Origin of the sequence: Thermosynechococcus sp. Uc (genome assembly GCF_029335995.1) — a bacterium.
Classification (GTDB): domain Bacteria; phylum Cyanobacteriota; class Cyanobacteriia; order Thermosynechococcales; family Thermosynechococcaceae; genus Thermosynechococcus.
Genome location: NZ_JARJMS020000089.1, coordinates 16,800 through 29,085 on the forward strand (window position 1 = coordinate 16,800; position 12,286 = coordinate 29,085).

A 12,286-nucleotide genomic window follows, 5' to 3' on the forward strand; every position below is an offset into this window, starting at 1 on the left:
TAGCGCGCGTTCCCAAGTAATCTGCTGGCTGACTCCCCAGGGGTCGGCCTCTTTTTTTATCTTAATTTTTGTTTGATTGATATCTATGAACTGGCGATCGCTCGATGAATTGGTACGCATTCAATCGAAATGGCTAACGGTAATTGCCGAGAAGTGGCTGACGGATGCGGGTGAAACTCTAGAATATTGGCGGGTGGAAAAGGCGGACTCCGCGATTGTCTTGCCGCTGCAAGGAAACGATTTAATCTGTTTACCGCCAACCTTTCGGGTGGGAGTTCGGCGAGCCACGGTGGATTTTCCCGGTGGCAGAGTAGGCGCAGATCAAGACCCGATCGCAAGCGTGCCGCAAATTTTGACACGGGAATTGGGGATTACCCCTGAGGCAATTCAGGCAATCATCCCCATCAGTGAGCAGCCTTGGCTGATCAATAGTGCTTTCTCTAATCAAAGAGTGTGGGGCTTTGTTGCCGAACTCACGCCAAGGGCGAAGATCCCCAAAGTGGGGGGCAAGTTTCGGCTAGAGAGTGCGGACATCTCACGGCTTCTTGCCCAGTTAGAGTGCTTGCAATGTCGTGCCGTTCTCTTGGAGTGGTTGTATCGGCGCAGACCAGCCTAGGCGATCGCCATTGCCCGCTTGAGATGATTTTGCAGGGTTTGGCTTGGCAGGCCACTTTGGAGATGCTGCCAAGGTAAGATAGTCTCCGCTGGCCAATGGGCAGTGACGTAGGCTTCAAAGTCCGGCAACTGTCCTTGCAGCTCCTTAAAAGCACGGTGATAACTGCCGAGGGAAGTACCATAGTGGCGAACCCGCTCTAATAGGGGAGCTAGCCGGCGATCGCCCCGCGAAATCAGAGCTTGAATCAGCGAGTCATTATAGGATTCAGGACGAAACTCTACCCTCAATTTGGCCAACTCTTTTTTCAGGTACTTGAGGCGTTTTTCGGCCACAGGTTGGACGCCCCACCACTGAAAGGGGGTATGGGCTTTGGGCACAAAGGTACTACAGCCAAGGGTGAGTCGCAGTCGCGGCGCTGTTTTTTTCAATTGGCGAAAGAGATCCACCGTGGCTTCGACATCGGCATCGGTCTCTGTGGGCAGTCCCACCATGCCATAGAACTTTAGCCCCTTGAGACCACCGGCTTGGGCACAGCTGGCGGCAGCAAGAATCTCATCGGTCTCAAGCTTTTTGTTGATCACTTGGCGTAGGCGTTCAGATCCTGTTTCAATAGCGATTGTCAGTGAGTGACTGCCCCGTTGACTCAAGAGTTGGGCAAGGGATTCAGTGACCGTATTGGTGCGCACAGAGGCTAAACTCACCCGCACATGGTCAAACTGCGGCTGACGTAAATGCTCCATTAAGGCGGGAAATTCGGGATGCTGGGTAATGGAGGCACCTAAAAGTCCTAGGCGATCGGTGACCGCTAGCCCCTGCTCAATGGCGGGAATCAGTGTTTCTAAGCTCGGTGTGCGAAAGGGCAACGTCAAATAGCTAGCCAAACAAAAGCGACATAGCTCTGGACAACTGCGCACCACCTCCACCATGTAGATTTTTTCCCAAGCAGTAAAGGGGGTGACCACTGTCGAGACAGCAAGGCTCCGGCCGCGATGCACTTGTTTGACCACCGTGGTGGGTACTGTGGACTTTAGCGGTTCAATTGCCTGAATGGAGCCGGTGGCACTGGCATAACTGACCGCATAGAGACTGGGGACATAGAGGCCGGGCAATTGGGCAAGGGCTTCCAATTGTTGCGATCGCGGGGCAGTGCGCACCTGTGCCATAGTGTTCAAAAACGGCTCTAGGAGCGGTTCCGCATCCCCCAGCAAAATGACATCAAAGAAATCCGCAAAGGGTTCAGGATTGGCCGTCAGGACAGAACCGCCACCAAAGACAAGGGGGTGGGTCTCTTGGCGATCGCGCTGCCAAATCGGAATGCCCAACTGCTCTAAGAGCGCCAACAGATTGCCGTAGTCCAACTCCCACGAGAAGGAAAACCCCACCAACTCCGGATCTTGCGGCAGTGGCTCCTGTACATCCGTAAAGAGACGGCTCACCGCCACATCGGTACGGCTAGCCAGTTGCGCCCACACCAGTTGGTACCCCAAGCTAGTCATGCCAACGCTATAGGTATTGGGAAAGCCGTAGATAATGCGCAGCGCCTCTGGGCGGGGGCGCGATCGCTCAAAGAGGAGGGTTTCAGCAGCAAAGGGGGAATTCATCTAGGTTGGCGTTGACTTACGACGGCTGGTTTTTGTGGTCTGAGTGGCGGTCTTGGCAGTGGCCTTTTTTGTTGTTGATTTTGTTTTGGGGGCGGTGGCTGTTGAAGTGCGGCGGGTTTTCTTTGGAGCCTTTTCCGCCAACAGGGGCAGTGCTTGCTCAAGCGTCATTGTCTCTGGCGTCACCCCCTCCGGCAGTGAGGCATTCACCTTACCGTGGTTGATATAAGGACCATAGGGACCATCGAAAATCTGCACTAGCTCCCCATCCTCTGGGTGATTCCCCAAGACCGCTAGCACCTGTTTCTGGGCACGGCCACGACTGGGTTTCGGTGTTGCCAGTAGCTCTAAGGCCCGCTCCAGTGTAATCGTATAGACATCATCCTCCCCCTTGAGGGAACGATAGTCCTTTTCCCCCTCAGGGTCATGGACAATGTAGGGGCCAAAGCGGCCTTGATTGGCTTGAATCAGTTTACCGGTTTCGGGATGAACGCCCAATGTGCGAGGCAGTGATAAGAGGGTAATTGCTAAGTCGAGGGTGACTTCATCGGGACTCACTCCCTTGGGTAGAGAAGCGCGTTTGGGTTTTGGATTAGCCTCTGTGGCTTCCCCCAACTGCACATAAGGACCAAATCGCCCTGTCAGCAAGAAGACCGGTTCCCCAGTCTCAGGATGCACCCCCAGCTTGTCTGGACCTTCTAGTTTTTGGCGAATGAGTTGCTCTACCTGTTCGCGGGTCAGGCTACCGGGGGTGGCATCTTGGGGCAAAGAGGCCTTAATGGGTTCCCTGCCATTGCCATTTTGATAGACAACAAAAGGCCCAAAGCGACCCACTACTACTTCCGCATTCAATTCCGGCAGCGCGATCGCTCGTGCTTCCGTAGCCTCAATCGTGCGCTCCCGCTCTTTGACCTGCTGCTCAAGACCATTTTCACCTAGGTAGAAAGATGCAAGGTAGGGCTGCCACTGCACCTCCCCCGTGGAAATATCATCGAGGGTTTGCTCCATTCGCGCTGTGAAGTTAATGTCCACTAAATCGGGAAAATATTTCTCCAGCAGCGCTGTAACGGCAAAGGCGGTAAACGTGGGTTCAAGGGCATTACCGCGGCGAATAGCATACTCGCGATCTTGAATTGTGCTGATGATTGTGGCGTAGGTACTGGGGCGACCAATGCCGGCTTGTTCAAGGGTTTTGACAAGGCTGGCCTCTGTGTAGCGCGGCGGCGGCTGCGTTTCGTGCTCCACGCTTTCGAGGGCTTGGCAGCGGAGAATATCCCCCACCTGCATTGGCGGCAGAATAACCTCTTGACTTTCAAGGGCGGCCTCCGGATCATCTGATCCTTCCACATAGGCACGGAAAAAGCCCGCAAAATCAATGCGTTTACCGTGGGCGCGAAAAAGGGCATCCCCAGCCGTAATCGAGACCGTCAGCAGGGTCACGCGGGCATCGGCCATCTGCGAGGCTACCGTGCGCTTCCAAATCAGTTCATAAAGTTCCAGTTCCCGATCCTTAAGTCCCGTTTCCTGAGGAATACGAAACTGGCTGCCGGCAGGACGAATTGCTTCGTGAGCCTCTTGGGCACCCTTGGTTTTTGTGGTGTACTGACGCGGCTGTGGCGACAAAAAGGCTTTGCCGTACATTGCTTCCACACAACTGCGAGCAGCGGCAATCGCCTGCTCCGACAGATGCACCGAGTCAGTGCGCATATAGGTAATATAGCCCTCTTCATAGAGTTTTTGGGCAATGCGCATTGTCTCTTGAGCAGATAGGTGGAGTTTGCGGTTGGCTTCCTGTTGTAGGGTCGAGGTAGTGAAGGGCGGAGCAGGTTTGCGCGTCTGTTGGCGTTCCTCTTGCTCTGTCACCGTCCACGTTTCTGTTAGCAGGCGATCGCGCAGCGCATTGGCTGCCGCTTCATCCAAGAGCAAGACCGCTTCGGGATTGCGCACTTGTCCTGTGGCCGGATCAAAATCATTGCCCGTGGCCAAGCGTTGACCGCCGACACTCACTAAACGAGCTGGAAAGAGCGTGCCCCGTTGATCCAAGGTGGCTTTGAGATCCCAAAATTGCCCCTTACGGAAGGCCAGTCGTTCCCGCTCCCGTTGCACCAATAGGCGCACTGCTACAGACTGCACTCGTCCGGCTGAGAGGTGGGGGGCAATTTTCCGCCACAGCAGGGGTGACAGGGTATAGCCCACCAAGCGATCAAGGATGCGCCGCGTCTCTTGGGCGCGCACCAGTTGTTCATTGACATCGCGGCAATTGCGCAGCGCTTCTTGGATCGCCTCTGCCGTAATTTCATGGAAGACCATCCGCCGCACCGGCACCTTTGGCTCCAATAGTTGCAGTAAGTGCCAACTAATACTTTCACCTTCGCGGTCTTCATCGGTTGCCAGCAGGAGTTCGTCAGCGGTTGTTAGGGCAGTTTTCAGGTCTTTGACAACTTTTTGCTTATCCTTAGGTACGATGTAGAGCGGTTCAAAGCCAGCAGCGACATTTACCCCTAGGGTTGCCCATTCTTCCCCCTTGAGTTCGGGGGGGACATCAGCTGCGCTGCGGGGCAGATCACGGACATGACCCATCGAGGCTTCAACGCGATAGTCCGGGGGCAAAAATTTGCGAATGGTACGGGCTTTTGTCGGAGATTCAACAATGACAAGGGTGGACATAGCAGATGCTGCAGGATGGGTTTTTCGGCACTCTCAAGTTTAGCGATCGATCATAGAACTGTGTTCTCCCACCGTATCATGGGGAGCAAAGAGAAGCATTTCTTCTCATTGATAACCCTAGCCTAACCACTTGGCGATGGAGAGAATCTGTTTAGTCAGCATAACGGTTTTTAGGAAGTAGCGATGACTCAACGTGGGGCAGCCCCAGAAATCGTGATCCAAATACGCCACCTCAATAAATATTTTGGCGATCGCCACGTCCTCAAGGACATTAACTTCACGGTTGCTAAACAAGAGGTGGTCGCCCTCATTGGCCCTAGTGGTTCTGGCAAAAGCACCTTGCTTCGCTGCTTGAATGGATTGGAGACGTACCAATCGGGAGAGATTTTCATTCTCGGCCACTACCTGCCACCGGTGCCAACGCCACAACAACTGCGGCTGATTCGCCGCGATGTCGGTATGGTCTTTCAGAGCTTTAACCTCTTTCCCCATATGACTGTTCTGCAAAACATAATCGAAGCCCCCATCCTTGTGCGCAAACTCCCCCGCCGAGTGGCTATCGAAATGGCTGAAAGTTTATTGGCGAAAGTGGGCTTGCTAGACAAACGGGATGCCTATCCTCGGCAACTTTCCGGGGGACAACAACAACGGGTGGCGATCGCCCGTGCCTTGGCCATGCAGCCGGAGATTCTCCTTTTTGACGAGCCTACCTCCGCCCTAGACCCCGAGCTGGTGGGAGATGTTTTAGCCGTCATGCGACAACTGGCACAAGAGGCAATGACCATGGTGGTGGTCACCCACGAAATGCAATTTGCCCGCGAAGTCTCCTGCCGCGTCGTCTTTCTTGCCGATGGCCAAATTATTGAGGAAGGGTCGCCCCAAGAACTGTTTCGTCGTCCAAAACAGGAGCGAACCCGCCTTTTTCTAGAGCGTGTGCTAGTCAGGCACTAACCCTTGTAGGCCTGAATGCATTTTTCCACAAGGGGTTGCACTGCATCCACATCCTGCCAGCCGAGAATTTCAGTCACTTTTTTTTGCAGATTTTTGTAGGTGCGGAAGAACTCGGCAATTTCTTCAAGGCGGTGGGGAGCAATGTCCTTGAGGGATTTGACTTCAGCATAGCGAGGATCATCGGCAGGCACACAGAGAATTTTCTCGTCGCGATCGCCACTGTCAATCATCTCCAGTAAGCCAATGGGGCGGGCAGGAATCACACACCCCGGAAATGTCGGCTCATCCATGATCACTAAACCGTCGAGGGGATCGCCATCATCTGCCAACGTATTGGGAATAAACCCATAGTCATAGGGATAGGTCACTGCTGAATAGAGGACGCGATCGAGGGCAAAAACATTCATTTCCTTATCAAACTCATACTTATTGCGGCTGCCCCCAGCAATTTCCACCAGCACATTGACAATGCCCGGCTTAGGTTGGGCAGGAATACGGCTCAGATCAATACCCATAGTAACAATGTCCACGCAACAAGTCTCCATTTAACCGACTTGAGGACACTGAGGCAAGGATCCGATAGAGAGGCTAGTTCTAGGAGAGTCGCCGCTACAGAGAGGGAGCGCCTCCCTTGGAAGAATGTTGTACAAGGAACACCGGCCATAGCCCCCAAAGGGCAAAGAAAAGGAGCAGAAGGCCATAGCGATACTGGTTAAGAAGACTCATCAGCAGAACACCACACACCCTTGGCAGAGCCTGAACCACTGCACAGCAGATCATGAAAGAACGTAGTAGTTTGCTGTAGCCAGCTTAACTAACTGTAGCGATACAAATAATGTCAAGAGAATAATTCCAGTGCTGATCAATGACAGGGAAGCATTCAGTTCACTTAAAAAATAAAAGAGAGAATTCGAGATCTGAGTTTTAGCAGCAACAACAAAATCAATGTAACAATACCAACATAACTCAAAACACCAATTAAGCCAAAGTATTTTTGAATCAATGCCGTGGATAGAAGAGAAAAAAGTAATACAAAAGACAGGAAAGCAATTGCCAAGGATACTTTGGAGGAATTGTTACTCATGACAGTAAATTTAGATGTGGCTCTATCTCTAAAAATCCCATAAAAGCCGCTCGATTGATCTACTAGCTCGCTTTCCGCTAAGGTTTTGGGGAGTCCTTTGTCAGCTTTGCCCTATGTCTCTCAAACGGTTGGTGCTTGCTGCCCTCAGTGTTGTGGTAGCTGCCCTGATTACAGCGTCGCTGCTTGGTAGTTATTTAGAACCCCAAACCCAAGGACAAATTAACCTCTTGCAAATCAATGTGTCGCTGCAAGCCCGAGAATGGCAGGGACTGGGGGATGCGGCTACCCGCGATCGCCTTGTGGGGAATGTGCAAAGCGCGATTAAAGCTTACGAACAGGTACTGGTCACTCCCACGCCCCAAAACCAACGGCTGCGTCTCCAATTAGGACTCCTCTATGCCGATGTCGGCGAGCAGGATCGCGCCCTCGAGATATGGCAACCCTTGATCAACGAGGCGCAAGGGGTCACTCGCAGTACTGCAGAAGTACTGATGGGTTTGTGGGCAGATCCTCCCCAATTGCTGCCAGATGCTGAAACATTGATTAAAAATGCTCTCCAAGGTTGGTTTCGCGATCGCGCCCTCGAACGCCTTTATGAACTGCAACAGCGACCCGATGCGCTTACTGCCTTGGCCACCGCAGTACAAAAGCGCGCCCAAGCAGCCTTCTATCGCCTTGCTCTCATTGGTACCACCCCTCTTTTAGGAAGTTTAATTGGCATTGTTCTTTGGATTGTCTGGATCTATCAACATCTGCGACGCCGCCGACAGGAGCAGCCCATAGCTTCACTAACGCCAGTGCCTTGGGGCTGGGAAACCCTCTGGGAAGGCATGGTGATCTGGTTTGCTCTCTTTTTTGCCATTAGTTTGCTGGTCATGCCCTTAGTGCGCTCCCTTATTGGTATGGCGCTGCCGCTGCGCTCTGCTATGGCACAAACCCTCTATGCCTTGCTCACTTACACCATGATGACGGTGGCGGGGTTGGGCTGGCTCTGGTACTTTCTGCGTTCCTTCGGTAAGCGCCCTTCAGATTGGCTACGCTGGCAGGGGGGAGTAGGGGGTGCCTTGCGTTGGGGTGTTGGTGGCTATTTGGCGGCACTGCCGCTAGTCGTGGTTGGTTCACTGATCAGTCAAGCACTGCTGAAAAACCAAGGGGGCGGCAATCCGCTGCTAGAAATCATTTTGCAAAGCCGCGATTACACCACGTTTGCCCTGCTCTACGTCATGGTGGCAGTGATGGCTCCCTTCTTTGAGGAGATTCTCTTCCGGGGGTTCTTCTTTCGTTCAGTGCAATCCTATCTGCCCTTGGGAATTGCCATGGGTTTAACGGGGCTGCTGTTTGCGATCGCCCACCTCAACCTAGCCGACCTGTTGCCCCTGACGGTTCTGGGGACGGTGCTGAGTTATATCTACTGGCGATCGCAAAACCTCGGTGCCGCTATGGTACTCCACGGCATCTGGAACAGTGGCTCCTTTTTAGGCTTGCTCCTATTGAGTGGGGGGACGGAAGCGGGGTTCTAACTGCTGCACCAGCCACTGACGCGGGACTAGCCGACCCGCTAGGGCAAGAAAACGGTTGGCGGGCTGTCCGGGAATGACGGTAGCTACATCGGTGTTCAGCGCCGCCAGCGTCTCGGCAACCACCTGTTCGGGGGTATCTTGGCGGGCAATGAGAGCGGGATTGCGCAGCATGTCGGCGCGGGCAAAGAATTGGGTAGCCGTAGGGCCAGGGCATACGGCCAGTACACGAATTCCTAGGGGTTTGACTTCTGCCCAGAGTGCTTCGCTAAAGTGGCGGACAAAGGCTTTGCTGGCTGCATAGACGGCAAGATAGGGCAGAGGCTGAAAAGCCGCAATTGAGCTAACGTTAATGATGGTGCCCTGACGCCGCGGGCACATTTCTTGGAGCACCAGATGGGTGAGTTCCACTAGCGCCGTGACATTGACTTGGAGCATAGCCGTGAGTTGCTGGCGATCGCGATCTCCGAAAGCGCCGTAATCACCAAAGCCGGCATTATTGATCAGCAGATCTACGCTTAGCCCCAAGGATTGAATTTGCCCATAGAGCTGGACAGCAGCACCGGGTTCACTCAAGTCTTGGGGGATACACACGACCGGTACCTGTTGGCTGAGGCGGGCCTTAAGCGCCTCTAGGGCGTCGAGGGAACGACCCGTAAGGATGAGGTTATGCCGGCGATCGGCCAACGCTTGGGCAAAGGCTTGCCCTAATCCCCCTGTTGCCCCCGTGATCAGTGCAGTGGTCATAAAATTGTTACGAAACGTAAAGATCGCTATCTTAAAAGTAATACATATTGCATGAGGGAATGGGCAGAATGACCTCCACGCTCTCAGCCACCGCAGACTGGATGTGGCGCGGCCATCGCATCTGCTACAGTGTCAATGGCAGTGGTGCTCCCGTCGTTTTAGTGCATGGTTTTGGGGCCTCGATTGGTCATTGGCGCAAAAATATACCTGCCCTCACCGCCGCCGGTTACCGTGTCTATGCCCTTGATTTGCTTGGGTTTGGTGCTTCGGCAAAGCCGGATTTAACCTACAGCTTGGATTTATGGGCAGAACTTTTGGCCGACTTTTGGCAAGCCCATATTGATGAACCGGTGGTTTGGGTGGGGAATTCCATTGGCGGTCTGCTGTGCCTGATGATGGCCGCTCGCTATGGCCACACCTGCCGTGCGGTCAGTGTCCTCAACTGTGCAGGGGGACTGAACCACCGCCCCAACGAATTGAACTGGGCACAGAGTCTCTTTACGGTCTTCTTTCGCGCTTTGGTAGCCTCTCCCGTCATTGGCCATTTTATTTTTAATCAGATTCGGCAACCCGAGCGCATTCGTCAAACCCTGACCCAAGTCTATGCCAATCCCGAGGCCATTACTGATGAATTGGTAGAACTGCTGCACCGACCCGCTATGGATGCCGGTGCCAAGGAAGTTTTTGCCCGCGTAATTTCAGCACCGCCTGGACCGAAAATTGTGGAGTTGCTTCCAGAAATCCAAGTGCCGATTCTCGTGCTCTGGGGGGAGGTGGATCCTTGGACTCCGATTTCAGGGGTAAAGCACTTTGAAGCCCATCAAGATCGGCTACCAATTCGCATTGAACGGTTACCGAATACGGGTCACTGTCCCCATGACGATCGCCCAGAGTTGGTGAACCCAATTTTAATTGAATGGTTGCAACAGTTGGCGCAAGTTTAGCTCAAGAGGCAAGCAAGGGCATTGAGACTTTCAGATAACTAAGACAACAAGATGCGATCGCCCACCATGGCGGCACACAACAGCATCATATAGAGAATCGAGAACTTAAAGAGACTGCGTGCCCGTTCTTTGTCCTCTGGGGCTTGGGTTAACTGCCATGCACGGTAAATAAACCAACTGCCAAGGGCAATCGCTACCCCACCATAGATCTAAAACCCACAACACTGCAGGGGTAAACCAACAACAAGCTGGTGGGTATCAGCGCCAAGGTGTAGCGGAAAATTTGCTGTGCCGTTACGCGATCGCTATCGACAACGGGCAACATCGGCACTTGCACCCGAGTATAGTCCTCTTGAATCAGCATTGCCAACGGCCAAAAATGGGGCGGCGTCCAGATAAAGATAATGGCAAACAGCACCCAAGCTGCCCAACTCAGTTCTCCTGTTACTGCTGCCCAGCCCACTAGAGGGGGAACACCGCCAATGACGATATTTTGCGGCGACGAGCGCTTCAGCCAGTGGGTATAAACCCCCACATAAACTGCAATTCCCACCATGGCAAGGCAGGCACTTAGAAGATTGGCAAACACTGCCAAAAGACTAAAGGCCGTTGTTGCCAAGAGCACGGCCAGAAACACGGCTTCCCAAGGGGCAACTCGACCTGCCGGCAAAGGTCGATGGCGCGTTCGTTCCATGATGGCATCAATGTCGCGGTCATAAAGACAGTTGATCGTATGAGCTGCTGCCGCCGCACAGGCACCACTGACAAGGGTCATCAGGAGCAGTTGGGGAGCCACCCGACCTTGGCTTGCGACTTCCATGGCTGCCGCAGTCGTAATTAAAAAGAGGAGAATTAAGCGAGGTTTGGTGAGTTGGACATAGTCTAGTAGTTTTGTTGAAAGATCTCCTGTTGAGGAGGAAAGTCTGGCTAGGAATGTCATGCGAGCCTCAAGATTGTTCAAAACTTATGCTTCAGGGAAGCGGGTTGGCGATCGCAAAGCGGGCTTTCAGCAATCGCGCCACGCCAATGTGGAAATGGCAACCAGCAACCCCAAGAGGGTGGCGCCAATCATTTGATGGGCAACGGTGAGTGCTGGGACTTGTAGCTTTAGTTGTAAAGTGCTCCACCCCAAGGCCACTTGCAGACCCACCAGCGGCAGGAGCAAGAAACTCAGTTGCCGCAACAGGGGAGCCAAGGCTGGACTGCGCCACGCCACAATCACAACACTAAGGACGCTCAGGGTGGCCGGGACAACGCTTATTAGATGGCTATTGAGCACCCCACACAGGCGATCGCCATAGAGGCACTGATGAACCGCCCACTGCGAAGACACCAAGCCGCCCAACAAACTTTGGCCATAGACACCTATAGCGGCAATCAGTGCAACAATCCGCAACCAACGGGCACTACCCATACCCCTAAAGGGAGCCAAGCCAAGGTGATTGCTGTTAAAAGGCAAAAGAAGAACAAGCCTGTACCAAGGTGAGCGGTGACAATTTCAAAGCGCAGCAACTCAGTCACCGTCAGTCCGCCGAGAATCCCCTGCAAAATCACAAGGCACAGTGCCGCCCCAGCAGCGTAGGGTACCCAAGGAAACAACCCTTGCCGCCAAGCCACGCTCAGTCCTGCAAAGGCGATCGCCATCAGGCCTAAACTAGTGGCCAGCAGACGGTGAAACCACTCTAGAAAGATCTGCAAATCCATTTGCGGCACCAACGTGCCGAAGCACAGTGGCCAGTCGGGACAGGCTAAACCGGTATCCATTACCCGTGTGGCACTGCCTACCGCCATCAAAAAGAGGGTAAAGACCTCATCAGCAGAACGAGGCGAAAAATCCACTGACGACGGGCACTGGGATCGCTGCCTAGGGTCAAAAGGACCCAGCACAGATTTTTCCTCGACAGCAACAACTCCTTTATGGTAAAGAAGCTAAGGGGGGGATCACGGCTAATGTGAAAATCTATAGCTTTTCTTTAAGTTTCCGTCAGAATATAAATTTTTCTTGCAATTTGTGACCTAACACGACGGCTCACCGCCACTGGGTTGGCGCTGCAAAAAGTGGAGAAAATCCAAGAGTTCTTCATCGGTCAGTTGCTGGCGCGATCGCTTGCCATAGCGTTCGAGTAAACAGGCACGGCCTTGGGCTTCTGTCCATCCCAAGC

At 53.4% G+C, this 12,286-nt stretch carries 10 protein-coding genes and 1 pseudogene; 4 read left to right on the forward strand and 7 right to left on the reverse strand.

Annotated features, from left to right (window positions below; translation table 11 throughout):
• Window positions 1-85 precede the first annotated feature (85 nt).
• Window positions 86-616, forward strand: a complete 531-nt coding sequence (locus tag P3X23_RS09835) for an NUDIX hydrolase (protein WP_300876092.1) — start codon at window positions 86-88, stop codon at window positions 614-616.
• Here the strand turns inward: P3X23_RS09835 and P3X23_RS09840 are convergent.
• Window positions 613-2,217, reverse strand: coding sequence for a radical SAM protein (locus P3X23_RS09840; protein WP_300876095.1), 1,605 nt, complete (start codon window positions 2,215-2,217; stop codon window positions 613-615). The two genes, P3X23_RS09835 and P3X23_RS09840, sit on opposite strands and share 4 nt — an antisense overlap.
• Window positions 2,218-4,881, reverse strand: coding sequence for a type I DNA topoisomerase (gene topA, locus P3X23_RS09845; protein ID WP_300876098.1), 2,664 nt, complete (start codon window positions 4,879-4,881; stop codon window positions 2,218-2,220).
• Window positions 4,882-5,064: 183 nt separating this feature from the next.
• On the opposite strand from topA, the gene P3X23_RS09850 reads away from it, so the two are divergent.
• Window positions 5,065-5,832, forward strand: a complete 768-nt coding sequence (locus tag P3X23_RS09850) for an amino acid ABC transporter ATP-binding protein (RefSeq protein WP_300876100.1) — start codon at window positions 5,065-5,067, stop codon at window positions 5,830-5,832.
• On the opposite strand, the gene P3X23_RS09855 is transcribed toward P3X23_RS09850, so the two are convergent.
• Window positions 5,829-6,341, reverse strand: a complete 513-nt coding sequence (locus tag P3X23_RS09855) for an inorganic diphosphatase (RefSeq protein ID WP_300876115.1) — start codon at window positions 6,339-6,341, stop codon at window positions 5,829-5,831. The genes P3X23_RS09850 and P3X23_RS09855 overlap by 4 nt on opposite strands.
• Before the next feature lie 688 nt (window positions 6,342-7,029).
• Between P3X23_RS09855 and P3X23_RS09860 the strand changes: the two genes are divergently transcribed.
• Complete coding sequence (locus P3X23_RS09860) at window positions 7,030-8,436, forward strand: type II CAAX endopeptidase family protein (RefSeq protein WP_300876102.1); 1,407 nt, start codon at window positions 7,030-7,032, stop codon at window positions 8,434-8,436.
• Here P3X23_RS09860 and P3X23_RS09865 read toward each other — a convergent pair.
• Window positions 8,404-9,180, reverse strand: a complete 777-nt coding sequence (locus P3X23_RS09865; RefSeq protein ID WP_300876105.1) for an SDR family oxidoreductase — start codon at window positions 9,178-9,180, stop codon at window positions 8,404-8,406. The two genes, P3X23_RS09860 and P3X23_RS09865, sit on opposite strands and share 33 nt — an antisense overlap.
• Before the next feature lie 68 nt (window positions 9,181-9,248).
• On the opposite strand from P3X23_RS09865, the gene P3X23_RS09870 reads away from it, so the two are divergent.
• A complete protein-coding gene (locus P3X23_RS09870; protein WP_300876107.1) occupies window positions 9,249-10,124 on the forward strand; it encodes an alpha/beta fold hydrolase in 876 nt (291 codons plus the stop codon).
• Window positions 10,125-10,162: 38 nt separating this feature from the next.
• Here the strand turns inward: P3X23_RS09870 and P3X23_RS09875 are convergent.
• The 3 genes and pseudogenes from P3X23_RS09875 to P3X23_RS09885 all read right to left on the reverse strand — a co-directional run bounded on the left by P3X23_RS09875 (window position 10,163) and on the right by P3X23_RS09885 (window position 12,011).
• Window positions 10,163-11,064, reverse strand: a pseudogene (locus tag P3X23_RS09875) (heme o synthase).
• 66 nt (window positions 11,065-11,130) lie between these two features.
• The gene (locus P3X23_RS09880; protein ID WP_300876109.1) at window positions 11,131-11,538 is read right to left on the reverse strand and encodes a hypothetical protein; all 408 of its coding nucleotides are present in this window, start codon (window positions 11,536-11,538) and stop codon (window positions 11,131-11,133) included.
• On the reverse strand, window positions 11,502-12,011 hold the full coding sequence (locus tag P3X23_RS09885) for a COX15/CtaA family protein (RefSeq protein ID WP_300876111.1): 510 nt from the start codon (window positions 12,009-12,011) through the stop codon (window positions 11,502-11,504). Before P3X23_RS09885 ends, P3X23_RS09880 begins: the two co-directional genes overlap by 37 nt.
• Window positions 12,012-12,286 lie beyond the last annotated feature (275 nt).

What these genes read in the sequence shown, in the direction of transcription:
- P3X23_RS09835 (WP_300876092.1), top strand. Translation starts at nt 86, where the DNA reads ATGAACTGGCGATCGCTCGATGAATTGGTACGCATTCAATCGAAATGG.
- P3X23_RS09840 (WP_300876095.1), bottom strand. Translation starts at nt 2,217, where the DNA reads ATGAATTCCCCCTTTGCTGCTGAAACCCTCCTCTTTGAGCGATCGCGC.
- P3X23_RS09865 (WP_300876105.1), bottom strand. Translation starts at nt 9,180, where the DNA reads ATGACCACTGCACTGATCACGGGGGCAACAGGGGGATTAGGGCAAGCC.
- P3X23_RS09850 (WP_300876100.1), top strand. Translation starts at nt 5,065, where the DNA reads ATGACTCAACGTGGGGCAGCCCCAGAAATCGTGATCCAAATACGCCAC.
- P3X23_RS09870 (WP_300876107.1), top strand. Translation starts at nt 9,249, where the DNA reads ATGACCTCCACGCTCTCAGCCACCGCAGACTGGATGTGGCGCGGCCAT.
- P3X23_RS09860 (WP_300876102.1), top strand. Translation starts at nt 7,030, where the DNA reads ATGTCTCTCAAACGGTTGGTGCTTGCTGCCCTCAGTGTTGTGGTAGCT.
- topA (WP_300876098.1), bottom strand. Translation starts at nt 4,881, where the DNA reads ATGTCCACCCTTGTCATTGTTGAATCTCCGACAAAAGCCCGTACCATT.
- P3X23_RS09880 (WP_300876109.1), bottom strand. Translation starts at nt 11,538, where the DNA reads ATGGGTAGTGCCCGTTGGTTGCGGATTGTTGCACTGATTGCCGCTATA.